Raw genomic sequence first — 22,048 nt, 5'->3', positions numbered from 1 at the left:
TGGAACAGTGAAAGAATCATGGAGCGGGTAGATCATCTACTGCGTTCAGTTGACTAAATTCAAATTGTAACTTACCAATGAACAACTCATACCCTAACCTTCCCCAATGAAATATTCAAGTTTTGAATCTATTGATCTAACCGATCCCTTTTTTGATTCTTTAAAGGCCGACTATAATGAATTTGAGAGTTGGTATAAAGCAAAATCAGATAAAAGTGAAAAGGCTTTTGTTTTAGAAGATACCGGCGTTGAAGGATTTCTGTATCTAAAATCAGAAACAGGGGAGGTGAATGACATTATTCCGCCACTCTCCTCAAAAAAAAGAATTAAGGTTGGAACCTTTAAGGTTAATCCTCATGGTACCAGATTGGGTGAACGGTTTTTGAAAAAAATATTTGACTACGCAACGATAGAAAACGCAGAGGAGATTTATGTTACTGTATTTTCCAAACATAGCGCCCTAATCAACTTATTTAACAAATACGGTTTTATACATTATGGTACCAAGCAAACAGCAAATGGGATAGAAGAGGTATTGTTAAAGGTAATTGCCCCAACCAGTAACGACATATGTAAGGACTATCCCCTTATAAAAATTCCACACACCGGAAAATATCTGCTCTCCATTTATCCGGCCTTCCATTCCCGCCTCTTTCCTGATTCATTATTGAACTCGGAAAATTATGATGTGATACAGGATGTATCGCACACTAACAGCATACATAAAATTTATATATGCTACATGGACGTATCCGCTCTTCAGCCGGGTGACAATATTGTTATTTATAGAACATCTGATTACCAGGGGCCGGCCTATTACCGCGCAGTTGCCACCTCGGTAGCCGTAGTTGAAGAAGTGAAGACGAAAGCGGATTTCAGTGATTTAGAGGATTACTTGCTTTACTGCAAGGATTACAGTGTTTTTAATACAGAAGAACTCACAAGCTATTATAAAGTATCAAAGCCTAATTTTTTTGTAATTAAGATGACCTACAACGCTGCGTTCGATAAACGTTTAACCAGAGGCAAGCTACTTGATGAGGTTAGATTAGATCCAAAAGCTTATTTTGGCTTTTTGCAGTTAACAGATGGCCAGTTTAAACAAATACTAAACCTCGGAGGAGTAAGTGAAAGCATTATTATCGATTAAACCAGAGTTCGTATCAAAAATATTTAGCGGAGAGAAGAAGTTTGAATACAGAAAGGTAATTTTCTCAAATAAAAACGTAAAAACAGTCCTTATCTACTCAACGATGCCTGTTGGACAGGTGGTAGGGGAATTTGATATTCACACTATCCTAACTGATACCCCACAACTTATCTGGGAAAAAACCAAGGCGCATGCAGGAATAAAGCAAAGTTTTTTCAATGAATATTTTGATGGCCGGAACCGTGCTTATGCTATACAAATTGTTAATGCAAAAATATATGCCGAGCCACGAAGCCTATGTGATGTGATTGACCGGAAAATGCCGCCACAATCGTTTTGTTATGTGTAGGTATAATAAATGTCTAGAATGAGGCGCTCAAATGACCTGCTTCCAAATAAATGATCCCTCTTTAGAATCTAGTGGAGAGCAATCATGCTGTTCGGGGAAAACTCAACCACCTATAAGTTTGCATTTGCAGGCGTTGCTTTCACTGATTGAACAGCAGAAAACAAAGATTACCCTCGAAGAGCTAGCAATCCCTTTTGTTGATAATATTACTAGTCATTTAAAGAAAAACGATAGACAGGGAAACTTGGCAAGCAGTAAATTCCTTAACTTCTGCAGGGAGTTTATCCGCGGTGACAATTACACAGGATGCCCTTTATTCCTTAACCAAAAACTACGGCTTTGTTAATGTAGTAGACGCTTTCCAGAATGTGAACGGGGGAGCAGTTCCTGATACTTTCTATAAAAAGAACTAGAAGCAGGGTCAAAAGGAATGGGTCACTATTAATGCTACGGGACCCGTGTTTTGGCATACAACCGGGGTAACTGAAAAGATACGATTTTGTTAATTCAAACGTGGATTGAATACTTCATCAATAAACTGTAAGTCTCCCGGTTTTACTTCCACAATAGAACCATCGGCACATTCTACAATTGCGATTGTATTTACCGCTAATCCTTCATCTACGTATTCCGTTATTGTACCCCACTGATGAAACTTTCCTTCACCATCACTCCATATGCCATTTTCCCAAGTGTGGCGCTTCATTTTTACTCTTCGCAAAGCATTCTGATTTAAACTTTAAGCTATAAACAATTAACTTAAAAAACAAATCATAATTTCCTTAATAATCACTCGTCTACTTTTGGTATTTCGGGCTATCTGGATCGTAATCAGCTGAGCCTCAGCGCCACCCTCTCTTAAAGCATTAAATATGAGTACCAAGCCCTCCTTTAATCTGCTTGAACTGCAGGAACCATTTGGGAAACTTCTCTCCACACAAGATTTTGGTGCTCCCGCAAACGATATTGCCGAGCTTATTTACGTTGGGCAATTTAGTAGGCGAAACGTAGATGGGAGTTAGGACACTTAATTGCGATCGCAGTCCCAGCTATTAAAAGAAATATTCCACAGTTAAAAAGGCTATTAAAATATTTGAGTGATGAAAATATCGACATTGCCTTAAGATATGACAGAGCACTTAAAGGTGATTTGAAAGTTGAAGGAGTTAGCAAAGCATTTATTTCGAAAGTTCTTGCAGCTCATAAGCCTGACTTGTACTTCGTAAAAAACGGTAAAACTGATAAGGCATTACAAAAGTATGGTTTACAACTTCCTCGTGGACTGACGGATGGTCAGAAATATAAAATCACTTGCAAAGTTCTTAGGCAGGTTTGCAAAGACACAAACATTAAAGACCTTGCAGTGTTGGACTATTATTTATACTTAGAAGGTAACCAAAGCGAGTGACAAAATGCACTGGGAATAACAGCAAATTTGCACTCGGCGGTGTTTGGTGCTCCTCAGACAGTTTTGTGGTTAAGGAAACCGAAAGGATGTCTTGTTGAATAATTTATATCCTACGCAATCTATAGTTAAGATACTGCTCCGGTCATGATTTTGAGCAGGCTTTCAATTTTACGATAAAGTTCATCAAATGTAATGATTTCAACATCTTTACAGTTGTTGCGGAACATCTCGAAGGCATGAAGTTGTTTTTCAGACAGCGCAGCATGCTTACCGATAATGATCAATGCTTTAGAGTTCAGTGTTTGAACATCCTTGGTCTTATAGGCATGACTATAAAATTCCTTCTGAAAATGATCACGCTGGTTGAGTACCTGTGAGATGCATCCTGTAAGTTCTTTCGAAAGTGCAAATACATCGTCTCCCCTATATGGCTTTTTCTCTACAAGTTCAGTCAGGTGTGTTTTGATTTCTACAAAAGATACATTGTCGCTAAGTCCATTCTTGATCAAGAAATCACTATACTTTCCGTTCTTGTTCTTGTAATCCTTACCACCCACATAGGCTTCATCCTTATGCAGAATAACTGGTTGGGCAAAAAGCGTCGAAAATATCCAGCTATTAGTCTTTAGGAATGTCTGCCATTTCTTTTCCAATGTCGGAGTATCGCTGGCGGCTTTGAGCAATACGTCAAATTCAATTAATGCGGCTTTTATAAACTTATTGTCAATAATCTCCTTAGTCTTAACCAGATTAGTTTCTGAAAAGAAATTGGGAAGTAAAGTCAGCTTATCAAAAAGGTCTTTTATTGCATTTTTATCAGATTCGTTAAATTCGGAGATTGAATTTTTCCATTCTGACAAGGCAGCAGTCAACGTGCCGGATACATATCTTTTTTTCGGAGCAGGAACTGTTTCGGGAAAAAGTTGACTCAGTTCATGCAGGGCTGCTCGCTCTTTTTCCTCTTTATGACGTCCATTAATAGCTGTGAAAGTATTGAATAATTGCTGAAGGCCTGTATCAGAGATCCGAAGTCTTTTTTCTTTGATATCCATATGGTCTATCCCAGCCTTTTCAATGATGATCTCATTGAAATCATGATGGGCGTTCAGAAAGCTGATCACGGGTGATAATACCTTGGTAAAACCGTATCCAAAGGTGGATACCTTATATACACCGGAGGGTAGTTTCTTATTAAAGCCCTTATATGTAAATTTTCTGATGGTCTTATATTTATCATCACCTCGGAAAGGGGTCGGATAGTGTACCTCTTTATCCTCCTTTAGGAAAACTTCCCGAGAAACCTGATCAATTTTATATTCTTCATCCTTAAAATAAAAAACTTTCTTTGTCGTGTTGTTTGCCTTTTCATATTCAGCTGCTACGGGAATAATTGTCTTGGCCATAAAATATTTGAAATTCTAACTCAAAGTGGACTGTATCCACAAATATACCTATAAATGCTTCACCTTAAGTAGGAGGATTTATCTAACCCTTACACCCATTACTGCCTAATTAAAATTTAGCTTTTTTATTACTTTCTTTGTGCTGTCTATAGTATTCGTCCGACACGATATATAAGTCCTTTTTTGTTCTTGAACAGGCAACATATAATTTATTTTTGGTTTGCGCCGGAAGATTGGTTAGGGAATTTTTTTTATAATGGTCCCAAGTTTTTTTATTTAAGACCACGCATACGTCGTTGTACTTATCCTCACCTTTGCATTCGCCCCAATTTCGGGACTGACAGCTATATTTCTGATGTTCTTGATAAAACAACTTTACAATATTATCATCCCTAAATAATTGTTGAGCATCATTATCGTTATCTACCACATTTATTAGTGAGCTATCGGTTCTGTGAGATTCTATTTCAATTCCAATTTTTTGCAGTATAAAATTACAGACTTCTGTGTTACATCTATAACTTTTGATCAGACTTGTAGTGTCTACTTTAATTCCCATTTTATCAAAAGTCTGCTTGTATTTTGTATAATCATCGTGAAGCGTACTGTTTACTTTCCCATCTCTGCTGGTATCAAAGGTATGCTGGTAAAAATCACCAACGAACAGCATTTCCATCTTGGCTTTAGCTATACTTTTAAGAAGGTTAAAATCATGACCTGCAAAGTCTTGCACTTCATCAATAAAAATAATATCAAAGTATTTGCTTAGGCGAGTATTGACGTCCTTTAGCGTATCCTTTTCTTCTAATAATTTGGCTATCCGATTACTATAAAGTCTACTATAATCATCTATATAGCGTGCATCGTTTTTTGCATAGATATTTAAATTAGGCTTCCAATTTATGCCTTTTGCCCGTATTGAAAAAGAAAGGAATGGACGATAGCAGTAGGTATAAAGAAAATTGAAATACGAAAGCAATTTAATGTTATCGGGGACGCAACCCCACTTTTTTAAGATACCGTTTCTAAGGTTTTCTAAATTATTATTGGTGTATGTAATGATGATCGCTTTTTTTTCCAGGCACAGGCTGTTAAGGATAAGTGTAGTTTTTCCAGAGCCGGCAACCGCAAAAATTACTTTTTTACCCATTCTATTGCTTCTTTAATGTACAAGGGCGTACGAATTTCTGTCGAGTTCTTTTCAAGTATCTCAAAAGCAACATCGGCTTTGTTTTGTAGCATATAGTCTTGAACGCTTAAAGTCCGTCGGCCAGCACTGAATAAAGCATCACAAATTGTTTTGTTATCTTCATACATACAAATTTCAAACGTGTATCGCAGGTTGTTCTTGTCAGAAAAAACTTGAATGAGGTCGCTAACATAATCATTATAGTTATCTACACAATTTACTTGGTGATCTTTATCATTATCCCTAATTACAGCAGTCTTTATCTTTAGCAATTTGGCCAAATCTAAATAGCGTTTGAAACTGGTGCCTCCAACAGAGATAATGTGAATATTTGAAATATCTAATTCAGTTTTAGAAACCTCTCTAAAAAATTGCTCCATTAGAATATATTCTGCATCCCCCTCTACCAAAATGACTTTTTTGGACAGTACGAATTCAACAATATTATTATCAGGCGCTTTAATAAAAAAACTTGCGGTATCTTCAGATAGATCTTTTAGCATAACAGGAACGGCGCCATTACTATTGAGTAATATCGATTTTCTCAAATCAAGTCTAGTACTTATTAAATCATTATGCGTAGTGATGAAAAGTTGTTTACCCTCGGTTTCTCTAATTTTTCGAATAAGCTTCTTCATGTTAAGATGACTCAAATGATTTTCAGGTTCTTCCAGGAGTATTACATCAATTTTACTACTACTTTTATTTAAGGCGAATTCCGTTTTTATAAAGCATTGTTTCCCTTTCCCTTTATTTTCTATATTGATATTGTTTTCTGTAAGGGTAAGATCGGTCTCAAGATTGGCTTTGTGACTGTTCCTAACTGCAAAATTATAATCTAGTAACCGGTCGTTGATATTATTCAAGACGCTACCTTTAAATGTTTCCTTGAATTTCCTGTATTCATTTTGATGCTTATGCCTTTCTCCGTCTTTTGCATTACTGCTGTACATGGCTTTTACATATTCCCTTGTAGCGTATTCGTTATTGATCTGTGAGTTATCAATAAGTATGTGCTTCAAAAACTTCCTGTAGCCAGTATAACTATCTCCTGAAAATGTTTTAAAGCTTATGGTGTAGTATTCAAAAGGAAAATTTGATTCTTCTTGCTCTAAAATTTCTTTAATTTCTTTACCTAAATCGTCATTAGGTTCGCAGCATAACCTTAAACCGTCACAAATTATACTTTCAGAATTGTACTTGCCATTGACATCCGGGTTGTGTTGGTCATTTAAGTATAGTTCAATAAAAACTATCGGCAAATTCTCGTATTTTTTATCGGATTGCAGGAATTTCTCAACAACTTCTATATTAAAAATGCTTTCAATACCCAGTGTTTCAATCTTGCTTCGGCTCCCGCTTAAAACAATATCAATGGCCGATAAAAGAGAACTTTTTCCGGCCTCGTTATCACCTATTAATAAATTAAGTTCTTTATCGAATTTAACCGTAAAAGTTTCAAACCTTTTAAAGTTATGTAACTTGATTTTTTTAATAGTTTTCATTAGAGGATCTTCGGTTAAGTTTGAAGAATTAGTAATGCAAGCTATGAAAATTAAACGCACCTTTAAGAATGTCCAAATCAACAGTTCGACTTGTTTTTCTTATTTGATGGAACCTGCAATTCTGCTGCTTAATAATGTATTTTCGTTTTCAAATAAATAACTCAAAAACTCTCCATTATGAGCGAGGCTTCACACAAAAACGCCGTTGATATTGCGCTTGACTTAGATAGAAAAAAAAGTGAAATAAAGGCTATTCTACAGGACCTTGAAAGACTTAAAACCGTTCCAGTGGAAAGAAGACGGAGGTGGGTCTGGGAATTATTGCAGAACGCAAAGGATTGTGCAAATAAGGAAGGAACAACCGAGCAAAGAACCGTAAACGTAGTTATTATACTCGATGATAACTTCCTCAGTTTTTCACATGACGGAATCCCTTTTACTCTTAACGACCTTTTGGCACTGGTAAGACGGACTAGTACCAAATCCTTTGATAATTCAGATGGAAATACAGGCAAATTTGGGACCGGATTTGTTACAACGCATGCTTTAAATAGGTTAGCCACGGTTTCCGGCTTACTGGAAGCTCGTAATGGACTTAAAGAATTCGTTATTCCTGTTGACCGAAGAGCGGATAGTTTTGATGAATTGGAAGTGGCACTGAATGAGGTTTTTGGAACGATAAATACTTTGTTTGAAGACGATGTCGCGGACATTGATGTGAAAATTCCGACTACGTATAGATATCAGCTTGATCATGACGGGTTGGATCTTGCAACAAAAAGCATACAGGATTTCATAAAGAATCTACCTTTTACACTGTTGATCAACGCAACAGGTGAGAAGTCAGGAATAGGCTCTGTTACAATCACGCTGAACAATAAAAGTACGATATATACTTTATCTGCTCCGTATGAAATATTTCCAGGAATAAAATTTTCCGAGCTCAAAGGCATAATGTCAACTAATAACAGTAGAGTAGACGGACTAATCCATTATGACGATGACAATCTGACCATCGCAGTACCAGCAATATTTGAGAATGGCAAATGGGAAGTTCAGAAAATTGAAAATGAAATCAAGTTATTCAAAGAATTCCCCCTTGTAGGGACAGAGACATGGCATATACCATTTCTGCTACAGTCCTCCAATTTCCAGCCTTCCGAACCAAGGGATGGTGTCAGAACATTCAAAGATAAAGATGATCGCGAAGATCCGACTGCAGATACCAATAGAACTACGCTTATCGGTTACCGGGACGCAGTGATGAGATTCTTTGAAACTTTACAGGCAGCAGGCATCACCGGGCTCTATCTCTTGGCGGAAAGTGGTCTACCGCAAGAAAAGATAGAATACACATCAAAAGATTGGTATAGTAAATCAATTCAGAAGCCGTTAAGGGAGTTCTTTAGCAAACATCCATTGTTATTGACTGCTTCAGGAAAATTGATACCGCTTCCCCAATCTAAAATACCAACTATTTTCATTCAAGAAGCAGACAACTTGGAATTCTATCAGCTTGCTGTTAAACTTTTCCAAGATGAGTTCCCCGCAGAATCAGATTTTACGAACTGGCAACGGATAGTATCGCAGGATCCGGAAAATTGGGGATCTGCGTTAACATGCACCGAGGAGAACCTCTTAAAATCTATTATTTTACCTGATGGTCTAGAAAACCTCACTCTTGCTGAAAATGAGACTAAAACAATATGGTTAAACCGGGTAATCAACTTTCTTCACCGTATTGGTAGATATGACCTTGCTGAAACCTATCCGATATACCCGAACACGAACGGAGATTTGTTTAAAAAGGAGATTTTGCGAAAAGACACCGCTCTAAATGACACCATGAAGCGAGTTGGAAGTATACTTGGACTTAAAGTTTACGATGTGTTGATACATAATGACATTTCTAACTTAGAAGGAATTGATATTTTCGACGTTAAAACCTTTTATATCAGTGTCAATACAGCAATAGGTGCACTTTTACCATCAGAAGAAAACCTGGAAAAGTATAAAGCAGTGTTCGAACTTGTGAGCATGTTTCCAAATGACCTTGCTAGGGAACGCAACAAGTGGTATAACCACATCAGCCAATTGTTACCAGAAGCTGTACCGAGCAGGAAATTCGTAAATGACATGGATGACTTTAATTTTGGTTCTGCCGAATTCGCTTCAGTCAAATACGTCTGCTGGCTAATCGGACAACAACCAGATTTCAAAACCTTCTGTAAGACCTATTTTCAAGATATGGAAGTATCTTCTTACGAATGGCTCAATACCTTAATTGAGATCCTATATAGGACGACCGATTATAAAGCATTGCTTGACAATAATGCGATCATTCCAATGCAAAGTGGTCGTTTTAGAAAACTTGAGGAAAACGTTTTCAGGGAAGATCGCGAAGCTCAATTTGATCCATTGTTAAAGGAATTATATACTACTTATGCCGGAAGGGGGGACGCAAAAAACATGCTTGTCGCAAAAGAGATATCGGTTGAACTTCTACCTTGGAGATCAGCAGAGATACTAGCCAAGCCTATTGACGAGTTATTTATAGCTGCGGATATTCAGCAAAACGTCGAGTCGGGCAAACAATTGAATCCACTATTCCATAGCCTTAATGACTGGTTTGGCGATGACGAGGCTGAAAGAGGAAAGCTGTTTCCACATTTTCGGAAGGAAAGGCCCGTGCTGTATGTGAAAGCATTTGGCCCTGAGATCAGTAAAATGGTAATGGCTCTATCAAAAATTGACAAAACCCCAGAGGAGATCCAGGCATTAGCTGAACTTGATATGTCTGCATCTGAACTGAATATGCTTATTACTGCGTCAAAATTGGCTGGCGGAACTGAAAGATTGCTGAGAGCAGCTAATGAAATCAAACAGGCAGCAGAAGACGCAGAATGGAGGAAATCTGTTGGAGACGCTGCCGAGGATGCTTTTGTTGCCGCCATTGAAAATATCAAAACTTTAAACATTACCAATCCTGACGTTGGCTATGACTTTGAAATATTACATTCCGGAAATGAACCGTTTTATCTTGAAATCAAAAGTACCGTTGAGCATAACGAGACCGTTAAAATGTCGGGTACTCAGGGGCGTGCAGCAAAAAAATATAAAGAAAGATATGCTCTTTGCGTGTTGTTGCGTGAACGATACGATACATTAGTCGACAAAGATTATTTTGTTGCAAATGCGAGATTTATCCTTAAAATTGGTGATGTCATTGAGCCAAAAGTGGATGGGATGGAGAGTGGACTTGCATCGATGGACGAATACAATACTGGTGATGTCCAGACAAGGCTTGACAATGATAAGTATAGTGTTAATGTGAGCAGAGCAACTTGGAAAACTTTTTTGACTTTCGAGGAATTCATTGAATACTTGGAAAACGAGTATTTCAAAATCCTGAAACTAGAAATACCCCGATCGTAAATTTTAGATCACTAATTACTTGTTAATCTCCAGACATCATCATTAAGTGAGAGTTTGCTTCTCGAATTTTTTATTTTGCGAAGTCAATTGCTTTACTATAACAAAGCCCGATTCTTATAAGCTGGGTTTAAGGCAGAGACCCAAAGATTATGAGTCTTCTACTCCGAACTGATTTTGCAGTTTTAAGTGACCTCTCCCAAAATTCACCCACCCGTCTTCACTCTTCCCAACCACCAATCTCGGCGACTTCTTCCTCCTCGTATACACCGTCAACCCTTCCATCAAAAGCTTTGTTTGAAATTTCCTCTTTAACCTCGCTTTGCAATGCTGATAAATCTGAAATGGCAGTTTAGGATTATCAAGGTATCCGGCTTCAAAAGCTCAACAACCAAATCATTGACGGTCGCTTAGTCTATCGGTGATTGTTCTGATGATAGGGTTCTTCAAACGAGACAGGGCAGAAGTAGCTATCTTCCAAAAGCCCTTAAGCCTTAAACCTAAATTTTTCAAATTCAATACATTAGCGTTGACCCGGAATGGTTATTAAATGATCGCTATTTTCGGCTATATTAATACTAAATTTTTCAATCCGCATTATTAGTTCCACGATGACAATCAAGAAAACCAATGATAAATTTATTGAAGATATCGAAAAGGACTTTGATCATGAACTTTCGATTGCTAAATTTCCCTGGCAAGAACTCTTAAAAAAGAAAGACCACTACCTTTCTTTTTTATACCATGAGTTTTCTCTGCTGACTCCTAGACCAAAATTTTATTTATATTTTAAGGAAGTTATAACTGAACAAGAATGGGATCAATCTTGCTCAGATAGTTTTAATGCAACGAGGTCTTACACAAGCAATAGGGTGGCAGCAAACTTTGTCGCTCTATCACAAATTGAGATTAAAGCCAATGAGTTGATGAGGCAATTTCAGAGTATGTTAGTGGCCAGAACCCTCGAAGCAAAATATTTTGGTAGATTTTTAGCCGATACGGAAACTGTTCGGAGCTTGGAGAAGATTGATGAAAAGGTTAAAGGATTTAAAAAATATGTATTCCATGACGATAATGTGAATAACTATAGTCATTATGCAAAAGCGGCAGCTAAGGACATCGTGTTATGGATCAATAAACTTAAGCTAGAAACTCTAAGATTGGAACTTTTAGAAGATATTGCATCCATATCGATAGAAAGAGACATAATACTGAATATTTTTTTATTGAAAGCCACAGACGCAGAACAAGTAGAATTAAAGCGAAGATTCAATATTCTAAAGGTCTTTTGGGATGAAATTCTTAATCAGGCGATTAGAGAAACAAAGACCATTGTTCAGGCCGTGCTGAATACTAAGACAGAGAAATTAAATATTCATTCTATATTTAGGGCCGGAGTCCATCAGGATTATATTGACATATTAAAAGAAGTCAAACCACCAGTAATTGACGTGACAAGTCATTATATCTTAGGAGAACGAAATAAAGGTGCCATAGTCGCCTGGGTGGACGCACTAGACCACCTTGGCAAATTAAACCCTACTCTTACTCCGGATTAGAGAACTGAACTGATTAACAAATTATTTCCTGGATTGAATATTTCTAAACGCTCGCTAGCGAATGTTAATGGCCGTGCCTATCTTCAATATTTTGAAGAGTTGAAAAGGCAGATAGCCAAGATTTAGAAATTTTATCTTCCTTAATTTCATTCATGAAATTAAGGAAATACCGTTGTGGCAATTTGCATGAAAGTTATAATAGCATGCAAAAACAAAAAATAATTGGGATACTTATTGGCGATCCGAAAGGAATTGATGAAGATAAAAACTTTGCTAAACGTCAGTTCAAGAATGAAAAAGTCTTTTGGCGACTCTTAAACGCGGGATTTTTTGTGTCCTTTGGAACCTCAAAAAAAAATTGTATAATAGGGCACTTCCGCCCCCAAAAAGTGGATAGCATCATAAATTTTAATTGTGATAGCTATGGACTTTAAAGAATTTAACAACATCTTTCAACAAGTAACAAATGCTGGTATTCCAGCCGGAGTAGTGTATATCTTAACGTTACTTATAAACCGTGTTTATTCTTTTAAACTGAAGAAGACACCAATAAGAAGTAATAAGAAGTTTTATCCTGATGGAAGCCTGCAAGAAATTACTGAAGAATTCAGGCCCTAAATTTTTGAATTTTTCATTTTTTGATGTGCAATACTCGAGTAATCCAGATTTTACTTACGAAGATCTTGAACACTTTAGATCCTTTATTGAGTATCTCCATATTTTGTCTGCAACTATTACCTGCTTATAGGTAGGTACCCGCCTAAACTTTTCTTTTGATATACACATCAACTTTCCTCGTCCCAAAACCTCCACTCCTAAGTTTTATAGGTCTCTTTTCGCTTATTAGTTTTCCTTTCTGTACCAGGTAGTGCAATGATTTCGATAGTTCATCGCTTGTATATTCTCTCTGGAAATCATGGCACCTTTCATTTACTTCCCACACATAAACATGTTTGTCAAATAAATCACTTTCAAGTAATTGGTATTCGATAAAGTAAGATTTTTTTCTATCAATCTTCTTATTGATAAAGTACTCCGAGTTAGTTTTATATTTTAAATTGAAGGCGTTTAAATACTTAGACTTTTTAATGCTTACGGGTATTTCATAGTTCAGCTTAAAAATTTTACTGCCATCAAATTCCAGCTTTTGTCCAATATCCTTTGCTATTTCTGTAGTTAGTTCCCTTCTTCCTTTTAAAAGGGAATAAACATGACTTTCTGATTTTTCGATAAAGACTGCAAACCCCGGTATCTCAAGGCCAATTGTTTTCATTACTTCTTTGAGCCGAGCAGCAATTGTTTTACTATAATCTAAATCTTTGGTATCATCCATTGCCAAATGGATAATTTATTTTACGCTAAAAATTGGTCAAATAATTTGCATAGTGTTTTTAGTTTTATATCTTTAGATATTAAATATCAATAGTATATATTGAACTGTTTACTATGTGAATAGTTCATTATTTAATAATGGCATTTGAATTTTTGAATCTTGTAGTGGAAATGTAGGAACTTCTAGGGTGCAAGAGCCAAAAGTCAATGCCCATTTCTATCTTTGTGGTAGAGTGGGCTTGCTTTTGTGCGCACCCAGCCTTCCTACAGGCTCCACTGCGTATAAGGTGAGTCCCTCTATCATTTAGACTTTCACTTAAAGCTTCATTGTTCAAATCAGTTAAACGAAATGATCAATGATCGCACTTTTACTCTTCCGCTTTTCCGTACTCAAAAGACATCCTGATTGACCCTTTGGCCGATGGCGGCAGGGTTCCAGTTTAGTTGATTGATTATTTCCCTGCCTGCCTTCGGTCTTTCTTTAACTTTCTCACTCTTCTTCACTATGCAGCCCTTCGACTCTCCCGATGAAGAATCGGGACAGGCTGCTCAGGGTGACAAAAGCGATAAAAGCTCAGGGTGACCTAATCGATTTCTAACCAAACCAACCCAAAAAATGAAAGCAAAAAATAGCTTAAGGGGCATGCTATGGCCTTTGATAAGCGCAGTATTCAAACTCAAATACCGGCTTTTTAATAGCAGGAAGCCACAAAAACTTAATCAGAATCCATTCAACATGGATTTTGAAAAAGTAGCCGCCGATAGTAAGCGTATCGCGGAAAAGATGCAGGCAACCCAGTTGCTGGCAGAGGAAAGTAAGCTTCAGAATGATTCGCCTTCACGTAGTGCTTTGGGAGAGCAAAACAATGATGATCCGGAGAATGGTCGTGTGCTCTGTGGCTGGCGTGAAGATGAGGATGATCGTTTTAATGTTCAGGACCATTTATATACCTCGTACCGGCAGAACCCTTACTGTGATCAGCATCCCGAAACGATGAAAGCGATTATGAAAGCCTTCTTCCTGGCCGATCATGATGCCGCGCAGCTGGAGCAATTTGAGCTCGAGAATGGGAGGGTGCAGCAGCTGACTGTTCAAAAACCTGAGATGACCTTGAAGCAGGCTCTTTACCGCGGTTTAAGAGCGGGTTTAGTGCTGATCATGATTATGGGCGGGCAATCAGGTAGGGTCAAGGCGCAGACTCAAGAAAAGGCCCTTAAGATAGGGGACAAGGTACCCGACATAACCATTAACAACATTATCAATTATAAATCTGCCACAGCGAAGATCTCAGACTTTAAAGGCAAACTGCTGGTACTTGATTTTTGGAGTACCTGGTGCAAAGGGTGTCTGGAATCATTCGGTAATGCAAACAAATTACAAAATCAGTTTGGCGATCAGTTGCAGGTGCTGTTTATTACCAGCCAGAAATCTGACCTTATCAATAATTTTTTAATCAAAAATAAAAGGATCGGTAGTTTAGCACCGGTAATAGCAACCGATGACAAAGTTCTGCAGGGGCTCTTTCCCTATGTTTATGTGCCGCACCTGGTTTGGATCGACCAGGCAGGAAAAGTCATACAGACAACGGCGGCTTATGATTTTACGGCCGAAAATGTAGGAAGGATTTTAAACAATCAAGAGGCAGAGTTCGAAGCCCCAAAAACAGATCTGCTCAATTTTGATCCTATAAAGCCATTATTTGATCACCAAAATGGCGGCCAAGCTTCCTACAAATATCGCTCGATGTTAACTGGCTATATGGGCGGTGTCTCCGGTCGATTGGGTATCCGCAAGGATAGTACTTCGGTACGGGTATTCGCCTTTAATCAAGGTGTTATTAGCCTGTATAAAGCAGCATGGCGTCTGCCTACCGGATGGGCAGACAGTCGGGTGGTGTTTGAGAATCTGGATCGGAATAAATATGTAATATCTAATTCGTATCAGCAGCAGGCAACAAAAAGCTGGTGCTATGAACTGATACTTCCCGTTTCGCACACTTTACAGGTGTATTCGATCATGCAGCAAGACCTCACCCGGTTCTTTAATATTATGGGGACGGTAGAGGAGAGGGAAGTGGGATGCCTTGTACTTACAATAACAGACAAAAAACGAGTACCCACACTAGCCAATGGCGAGCGCGAAAATAATCTTGACAAAAAGAATAGCGAAGTCAAATTTTTAAGAAACGAGTGGCTTGCCACTCTGATCGAAAAAATGAATACTGAACCAGGGATGCTGCCTCTTTTTGACGAAACGGGGATTAAGCATACACTGGATATGAACCTCGGTAAAAGTATAACCGATATCGAATCTTTAAATAAATCCCTTGCAATCCATGGGCTTCAGTTCAAACAGGAAAAAAGGAAACTACCCATGCTGGTACTCTCGCCAGCCGAAGTAATAGAATCAACTGTCCTTAAAAATTAAACTTATGAAACAAATTATATTAGTCATCCTTTTGATTATTCCGGCCATTATGATGGCACAGGATAGAATAAGTGGCAAAGTGGTCTCGTCAGACCATTTACCTGTGCCCGGCGCCTATGTCAGCCCCCTGAATAGTAAGGAAAGGGTTCTTACAATGGCTGACGGCAGTTTCAGTGTACGCGTACGTGGCACCGCTGATACCCTTAAGATTTCTTTTTTGGGATATCATGATCAGTTTGTCCCGGTCAACTATCCTCTGACCGGTCCTTTGCTAATCACCCTGGTTGAAAAAAGTACCACATTGGATGAGGTGATTATTTCAACAGGCTACTATGAATTGCCCCGCGAACGGGCTACCGGTTCGTTCACCGTTGTTGATAACAAAACGCTAAATCAAAGTACCAGCGCAGACATACTCAGCAGGCTGAAAGGAGTGACCAACGCTGTGCTTTTTGATGAGCGTTTGAAAGATGACCGAAGGATAAGCATCCGCGGCCTGAGTACCATTTTTGCAGATACGCAGCCTCGGATTGTTCTTAATAATTTCCCTTTCGACGGAAATTTAGAGAGTATCAACCCGAATGATGTAGAAAGTATTACCATTCTAAAAGATGCAGCAGCGGCCTCCATTTGGGGAGTACGGGCTGCCAATGGCGTAATTGTGATTACAACAAAAAATGGAACCCGCAACCTGCCGTCCAGTTTATCACTCAACTCAAATGTAACCCTTGGGGAGAAAACTGACCTTTTTTATCTTCCTGCCATTTCATCCGCGGATTTTATTGAGGTGGAGAGAAACCTGTTTGAAAAAGGTTTTTATGAATCGAAAGAAGCCGATCCCTCAAGGCCAGTTTTGACACCGGTAGTAGAGCTACTGATTGCTGCAAGGGAGGGGATCATTTCACAAGCACAGGCGGATGAAGCTATTACCAGGCTCAAACAGCAGGACATCCGGAATGACTATAACCGTTACCTTTCTCAAAATAGTGTGAACCAGCAATATGCTGCAAGCTTTAAAGGTGGTACAAATAAGGGGGGCTATTATTACTCGGCAGGATACGACCGGAATAAAACCGTTAATGCCGACCAATATAACCGATTAAGTCTCCGGGCGGATCATTCTTATCAGCTAAGTAAGCGTTTCCGGTTAAAACCCTCCTTAAGTTACAGTCAACTGAATCAAAAAAATGGTGCTCCTGAATTAACTGAAATTACCAGCGGCTACAATAACGCCGTTTATCCTTATGCCCAACTGGCAGACGATGACGGTATCCCGGTACCTGTTGTAAAGAATTACCGGGGAACCTACGCCTCGCGCTTTGAAGATGCCGGTTTACTGGACATGCAGTATCGCCCACTAACCGATTACCTGGATACCGAGAACAGTTCAAAAACAGAGGAGCTTTTGATGAGTATAGATGCAAGCTATGATATCACAAAAAGATTTTCTGCCCAGACAATGTATCAGTACAACCGGAATTTCATGGACAATAAAGTGCTTTTCGGAGAAAAGTCCTTCTTTACCCGTGATATGGTAAACCAATATACACAAGCCGATGCGAATGGAATTCTGGGCTTCCCGGTACCCCGCGGCAGCATTTTTGATCTTCACAGTTCGTCGTTAATATCGCATACTGGCCGTGGACAAGTTAAGTACCAGAACGATATTTTTAGACACAGTATCTCAGCACTGGCAGGGGCAGAGATCCGGCAGATCCGGCAAGATGGAAACAGTTACCGTACGTATGGTTTTGATCCAAGCGGCCTTGTAAGTGTCCCTGTCGATTATACTTCTGTTTATTCATTGTATACCAACCCTGGCAGTTCACAGGGCATTCCGTACAATAATGATTTTTCCAGTTTTCTGAATCGTCATACTTCTTTTTATGCCAATGCAGCTTACACTTTTGACGATCGTTACAGTATTTCTGCAAGTGGCAGAAAAGATGCTTCTAATTTGTTCGGTGTCAACAGCAATCAGAAGGGCGTTCCGCTTTGGTCTGCAGGATTAAGCTGGAATGCACATAATGAAAGCTTTTTTAAAAACAGAATCCTGGATTATCTGAAAGTTAGGCTCACCTATGGTTTTAACGGAAACTTAAGCAAAAACCTGACTGCACTCGCCACAGTGGTGCAGGGCAGGGGCAATTTAAATAATATGCCCTATGCCATCGTACGTACATATCCAAACCCGGACCTAAGCTGGGAAAAGATAGGCGTTCTAAATGCGGGGCTTGACTTTAAAACCGCCAATGGTTTTCTAAGCGGTACTGTAGAATATTATAATAAGCACGGAAGGGATCTGATTGGTGACCAGGCTCTTGATCCCACCTCGGGTGTCATTTCGGGCACCATCAGACGGAATACTGCAGACATGATCGGCAGGGGTATTGATATTACCATTAACACCCGGAATGTCAATCGGGCATTTAAGTGGAACAGCAGTGTTTTGTTCAATCATAACACCAATGAAGTAACGGCCAACGGCAATTTATCAAAGTCTTCCTATCAATTTATCAACGGCGGTCATTTGGCTACGCCTGTAATCGGCAGACCTGTCCACGGAATTTACACTTACAAATTTGCTGGATTAGATGCGGCCACCGGTGATCCGCTGGGTATGCTTTCTGGTGAAAAGTCGAAGGCCTATGGAGATCTGGTTTACAGTTCAACATTGGACGATCTGCAATATCACGGACCTGCTACACCAACAAGTTTTGGCTTACTGGGTAACACGTTTTCATATAAAAACCTTTCTTTATTGGTGAACATCAGTTATCGGCTGGGCTACTATTTTACCCGCTCTTCCATTTCTTACAGCAGGCTCTACAATAGTTGGGTGGGGCATGCCGATTTTGCTCAACGGTGGCAGAAGCCGGGTGATGAGCAATTAACAAGCGTACCTTCGATGATCTATCCCGCTAATGATGCCCGTGATGAATTTTATAACAATTCTTCTGCGCTAGTTGAAAAAGGGGATCATATTCGCTTTCAGGATATTAATCTTTCCTATCAGTTCGGAGCAGGCAAATTACAGGCAGTACATCTGAAGGATATGCAATTGTTTGCGAACCTCCGCAATGCCGGGTTTATTTGGCGCTCGTCAAAGCTGGGGCTTGACCCTGACTATTCGGGATATACACCGGCGGGTGCCAGCGTGGCATTCGGCATCAAAGCTAGTTTCTAACCTTTTAAAAACTTTCATTATGAAAATATTAAAACTTGTATTGCTCATAATCCTGGGAATTGCCTTTAGTTCCTGTAAAGACTACCTGGACGCCAAGCCGGATGAAAAGCTCGCGGTACCGTCTGATAATCTGAAATACCTTCAACTTTTATTGGACAATACCAATACTTTGAATGCTCTTAATCCGGCCACCGGAGATTTGGCAAGTGACGATGTTTATATGACGAGTATTCAATGGAATGCCCTCCTGCAGGGTCAGAGAACCTCGGCAAACGCCTATATCTGGGGCAGAGACCTGTTTAATGAGAATGATATGAACGACTGGTCTACACCATATCGGAATGTATTTTATGCAAACCTTGTTTTGGACGGCCTTGTGAAATTAGAAAAAGAAGCTGGCTCGACCCAGTGGAAAGAATTGAAAGGCGCTGCGTTATTCCACCGCTCATTTGCGTTCTTCAACCTGTTACAAACATTTGCCAAAGGTTATAACGCTTCAACAGCGAATTCTGATCCTGGTGTGGTACTAAAGCTAAGTTCAGATATCAATGAAAAAATTGCACGGTCAAGTGTTAAGCAATGCTATGACCAGCTTATCTCGGATTTGGAGGAAGCAAAGTCCCTCCTCCCGGTAACCTCCGCCTATAAAACCAGGCCGGGCGTACCTGCGGCTGCAGCCTTACTGGCCCGTGTTTACCTGGTGATGCATCAATATGACAACGCCTCTAAGAATGCGGAGGAAGCACTCAGCAGAAATTCCAACCTTATTGATTTTAACACACTGAATGCAGGTGCAAATTTTCCCGTGTCGCGTTTAAATGAAGAGGTAATTTATCATTCAACAATCATTCTTTTATCTGGATTTTCCCAGGGATTTAGCTCGGTAAGCAGCAACCTGTATTCATTGTATCATTCAGATGATTTGAGGCGCACAGTATTTTTTAAAACCAGTGGTACAGATGCTTTTTTTAAAGGCAGTTATAACGGTGCTAATACCCGTTTCAATGGGTTAGCAATTGATGAATTGTATTTGATTGCAGCTGAAAGCTACGTCCGGATGAATAACACGGGCTCCGCATTAGACCGGCTCAATTCCCTCCTTGTTAAAAGATGGCGGACAGGAAGCTTTGTTCCGGTTACCGAAACTGTCCCTGCAAATCTTCTAACCGTTATTTTGGAAGAGCGGCGAAAGGAACTTGCTTTCCGGAATCTCCGGTGGAGTGATTTGAAACGCCTGAACCAGGAACCTGGACGTGAAAAGACGATCACCAGGGAAATTAATAATAAATCCTACACTTTAATCCCGGGTGATAAAGGCTATTTAATGCCGATTCCATTGAAGGTTATCGCTGCAAGCGGAATAGAGCAAAATTAATGTATAAAAGCCCGGGAGTTCTCAATTCCCGGGCCTTCTAATTAACGGTCGGTATAGCTATTGTTTTAGCACCCGCTCATCGGGATGGGCGGCACCATCTGAAGTTGGCTTTCCGGAAGTTCCATTTTCGGGGGCGTAAATTGCACAAAGGTTCGCATCGCCTTCACAGGAAGGCATAGAGGGAACTTTTGTGTAATTACCAGGAATCCCCTCACCGCCACCGTTGTATACAAACCATTCAAGGGCTTGACTATTAGCCGCTTTTTCGGCTGGCATATTGAAGGCAAAAGCTGTGGACGCGCCAATTACAAGGGCGATCAGGCCGGTATTGATTTTTGTAGAGATCATATTCTTGATATTTAATTGAATGCCTACTCTCAAGGTTTTCGGCTTCTCCTTAATAGATAATATTATTAGGTGATAAATGATCGGATTACCGTCAAACGATCATCGCAACTATAAAGCCTTCCCCATAGCCCTCCCTTCTTCTGATGTTTGTATTAAGGCAATAAGGGTTAGCACAATAAAAAAGACATTAAAGAGCAGATGTTCCGTCCAGCTCAGGTTCTCCAATATTCCCCCGCAAGAGCAGGGGATACGGTCAAATAGATTCAGCAAAACGGTGATAATGTAAATGCTAAAATTTAGCAGCAGGAGCAGAGACAAGTAGAGCCCTATGGTCCGGGTCTTTGAAACGATCAATAAACCCGCTGCACAGAATTCAAACAGCGGCACAGCCCAAACCAGAAATCTGGACAATACGCCCGGGAATACCTGTTCAAGCATCTCGGTGCGGCTTTGGTCGAAATCGAGCAGTTTGCTGGCGGCAGCGTAGGTCCACAGGAGGATGAGCATGGCCGGAATAATATCTGTTTTGAGTATCCTGATCATAAGCGTTTCTTGTTGTTTCGCTTATTAAAGGTAGAATGGCGGTTTTGCCATAAAAAGGCGTTTGCCAACCATTTGAAGACGACTTTATTGACCGTAAATGGTTGTAAAGTACTTGTTATAACAGCGAATTAATTGCTACTGATCAGCCATGTGACTGTTCTTTGATCTCAGGTCGCTGAGTGTTTTGTGGTGAATGTTCAGAAAAGAGCCTATTTCAGTCAGGTTAGCCACGGTGAATGTTTCTTTATGGGCATGCCAGAATTTAAGATAGCGGCTTTGGCTATCCAGCCCGGCCAGATCGCGGGTGCGCTCATACAAACGGGATTTGTAACTATCCAGCATGGCAGCCTGGATAAGGTAATAATCCAGGTCCCTGGAAGCCAGATCGATAAGCTGTTCTGCTGGTAGTGACAGGAGTACGCTCTCTTTAAAAAGCTGGATATTGTCTCCGTTCTCCTTTTCGGCGATGAATCTTTTTAAGGGAAAGATCAGCTCGCCCTGGTACCAGAACCAGCTGGTTACCTCCTTTTTGGTCTGCTGATCGTAATGAAAAACCCGGGCGGTTCCTGTAGCCAGGAACCAGGCATGTTCAGGTACATGATCTTCATGAAGCAGGAGCTGTCTCTTCCGATAGGTCCGCTTTCGGATCATAACCTTGAGCTCCTCCTTCAGCTTTTCAGAAAGTGGCTTACGCTGGGGGTGATAGGATTCCAGTAATTTGAACAAAGCAACTGTTTCCATTGGCTTTCGTCTAACTAAAATTTCTTCGACAGATACATAATTACATTTTATTTAAATATCGGAAGGAAACAGAAAACAGTACTGGCTTTTAAGAACAAT

At 39.7% G+C, this 22,048-nt stretch carries 19 protein-coding genes; 11 read left to right on the top strand and 8 right to left on the bottom strand.

The features are described 5' to 3' along the window. Nucleotides 1-106: 106 nt before the first annotated feature. Both AC1MCB_RS09400 and AC1MCB_RS09395 read left to right on the top strand, forming a co-directional pair. On the top strand, nucleotides 107-1,150 hold the full coding sequence (locus tag AC1MCB_RS09400; protein ID WP_479968492.1) for a hypothetical protein: 1,044 nt from the start codon (nucleotides 107-109) through the stop codon (nucleotides 1,148-1,150). Beyond that, nucleotides 1,128-1,499, top strand: a complete 372-nt coding sequence (locus tag AC1MCB_RS09395) for an ASCH domain-containing protein (protein WP_479968491.1) — start codon at nucleotides 1,128-1,130, stop codon at nucleotides 1,497-1,499. Before AC1MCB_RS09400 ends, AC1MCB_RS09395 begins: the two co-directional genes overlap by 23 nt. Before the next feature lie 502 nt (nucleotides 1,500-2,001). Here AC1MCB_RS09395 and AC1MCB_RS09390 read toward each other — a convergent pair. Beyond that, a complete protein-coding gene (locus AC1MCB_RS09390) occupies nucleotides 2,002-2,205 on the bottom strand; it encodes a hypothetical protein (protein ID WP_479968490.1) in 204 nt (67 codons plus the stop codon). Between the two features lie 166 nt (nucleotides 2,206-2,371). Here AC1MCB_RS09390 and AC1MCB_RS09385 point away from each other — a divergent pair, with 166 nt between their 5' ends. Together AC1MCB_RS09385 and AC1MCB_RS09380 are read left to right on the top strand one after the other, a co-directional pair. Next, nucleotides 2,372-2,521, top strand: a complete 150-nt coding sequence (locus tag AC1MCB_RS09385) for a hypothetical protein (RefSeq protein WP_479968489.1) — start codon at nucleotides 2,372-2,374, stop codon at nucleotides 2,519-2,521. 71 nt (nucleotides 2,522-2,592) lie between these two features. Further along, on the top strand, nucleotides 2,593-2,907 hold the full coding sequence (locus tag AC1MCB_RS09380; RefSeq protein WP_479968488.1) for a hypothetical protein: 315 nt from the start codon (nucleotides 2,593-2,595) through the stop codon (nucleotides 2,905-2,907). A gap of 125 nt (nucleotides 2,908-3,032) precedes the next feature. Here AC1MCB_RS09380 and AC1MCB_RS09375 read toward each other — a convergent pair whose 3' ends face one another. From AC1MCB_RS09375 to AC1MCB_RS09365, 3 genes are all read right to left on the bottom strand, one after another. Further along, nucleotides 3,033-4,310, bottom strand: a complete 1,278-nt coding sequence (locus tag AC1MCB_RS09375) for a Shedu immune nuclease family protein (RefSeq protein ID WP_479968487.1) — start codon at nucleotides 4,308-4,310, stop codon at nucleotides 3,033-3,035. 109 nt (nucleotides 4,311-4,419) lie between these two features. Continuing rightward, nucleotides 4,420-5,460 (bottom strand): AAA family ATPase, encoded by a 1,041-nt coding sequence (locus tag AC1MCB_RS09370; protein ID WP_479968486.1) that lies wholly within the window; start codon nucleotides 5,458-5,460, stop codon nucleotides 4,420-4,422. Then, nucleotides 5,445-7,004 carry an ATP-dependent nuclease gene (locus AC1MCB_RS09365; RefSeq protein WP_479968485.1) on the bottom strand — a complete coding sequence of 520 codons (1,560 nt, stop codon included), beginning with the start codon at nucleotides 7,002-7,004 and terminating at the stop codon, nucleotides 5,445-5,447. The genes AC1MCB_RS09370 and AC1MCB_RS09365 overlap by 16 nt, the downstream gene beginning before the upstream one ends. A 177-nt stretch (nucleotides 7,005-7,181) precedes the next feature. Between AC1MCB_RS09365 and AC1MCB_RS09360 the strand changes: the two genes are divergently transcribed. The 4 genes from AC1MCB_RS09360 (at nucleotide 7,182) to AC1MCB_RS09345 (ending at nucleotide 12,613) form a co-directional block, all read left to right on the top strand. After that, entirely contained in the window at nucleotides 7,182-10,439 is a 3,258-nt protein-coding gene (locus tag AC1MCB_RS09360) for a sacsin N-terminal ATP-binding-like domain-containing protein (RefSeq protein ID WP_479968484.1), read from the top strand. Nucleotides 10,440-11,047: 608 nt separating this feature from the next. Further along, nucleotides 11,048-11,995: a hypothetical protein gene (locus AC1MCB_RS09355; RefSeq protein ID WP_479968483.1), complete on the top strand. Its 948-nt coding sequence runs from the start codon at nucleotides 11,048-11,050 to the stop codon at nucleotides 11,993-11,995. Nucleotides 11,996-12,147: 152 nt separating this feature from the next. Next, a complete protein-coding gene (locus AC1MCB_RS09350) occupies nucleotides 12,148-12,429 on the top strand; it encodes a hypothetical protein (RefSeq protein WP_479968482.1) in 282 nt (93 codons plus the stop codon). Next, on the top strand, nucleotides 12,419-12,613 hold the full coding sequence (locus AC1MCB_RS09345) for a hypothetical protein (RefSeq protein WP_479968481.1): 195 nt from the start codon (nucleotides 12,419-12,421) through the stop codon (nucleotides 12,611-12,613). The genes AC1MCB_RS09350 and AC1MCB_RS09345 overlap by 11 nt, the downstream gene beginning before the upstream one ends. A gap of 142 nt (nucleotides 12,614-12,755) precedes the next feature. On the opposite strand, the gene AC1MCB_RS09340 is transcribed toward AC1MCB_RS09345, so the two are convergent. Further along, a complete protein-coding gene (locus AC1MCB_RS09340) occupies nucleotides 12,756-13,328 on the bottom strand; it encodes a hypothetical protein (RefSeq protein ID WP_479968480.1) in 573 nt (190 codons plus the stop codon). A 615-nt stretch (nucleotides 13,329-13,943) separates the two neighbouring features. On the opposite strand from AC1MCB_RS09340, the gene AC1MCB_RS09335 reads away from it, so the two are divergent. Genes AC1MCB_RS09335 through AC1MCB_RS09325 form a run of 3 tightly spaced genes read left to right on the top strand, consistent with a single transcriptional unit; the run spans nucleotide 13,944 to nucleotide 20,317 of the window. Then, complete coding sequence (locus AC1MCB_RS09335; RefSeq protein WP_479968479.1) at nucleotides 13,944-15,755, top strand: TlpA family protein disulfide reductase; 1,812 nt, start codon at nucleotides 13,944-13,946, stop codon at nucleotides 15,753-15,755. 4 nt (nucleotides 15,756-15,759) lie between these two features. Then, nucleotides 15,760-18,942, top strand: a complete 3,183-nt coding sequence (locus tag AC1MCB_RS09330; protein WP_479968478.1) for a SusC/RagA family TonB-linked outer membrane protein — start codon at nucleotides 15,760-15,762, stop codon at nucleotides 18,940-18,942. A 19-nt stretch (nucleotides 18,943-18,961) separates the two neighbouring features. Next, on the top strand, nucleotides 18,962-20,317 hold the full coding sequence (locus AC1MCB_RS09325) for a RagB/SusD family nutrient uptake outer membrane protein (RefSeq protein ID WP_479968477.1): 1,356 nt from the start codon (nucleotides 18,962-18,964) through the stop codon (nucleotides 20,315-20,317). 57 nt (nucleotides 20,318-20,374) lie between these two features. Here the strand turns inward: AC1MCB_RS09325 and AC1MCB_RS09320 are convergent, their stop codons facing one another. The 3 genes from AC1MCB_RS09320 to AC1MCB_RS09310 form a co-directional block, all read right to left on the bottom strand. Next, nucleotides 20,375-20,665, bottom strand: a complete 291-nt coding sequence (locus AC1MCB_RS09320; protein ID WP_479968476.1) for a hypothetical protein — start codon at nucleotides 20,663-20,665, stop codon at nucleotides 20,375-20,377. A 108-nt stretch (nucleotides 20,666-20,773) separates the two neighbouring features. Next, nucleotides 20,774-21,208 (bottom strand): MauE/DoxX family redox-associated membrane protein, encoded by a 435-nt coding sequence (locus AC1MCB_RS09315; protein ID WP_479968475.1) that lies wholly within the window; start codon nucleotides 21,206-21,208, stop codon nucleotides 20,774-20,776. Nucleotides 21,209-21,343: 135 nt separating this feature from the next. After that, entirely contained in the window at nucleotides 21,344-21,949 is a 606-nt protein-coding gene (locus AC1MCB_RS09310; RefSeq protein ID WP_479968474.1) for a Crp/Fnr family transcriptional regulator, read from the bottom strand. Nucleotides 21,950-22,048: the final 99 nt, after the last annotated feature.

This window comes from Daejeonella sp. AP26 (assembly GCF_056680515.1).
Note: the sequence above shows the minus strand (reverse complement) of the source record. Positions and strands in the feature narration are given on the sequence as shown.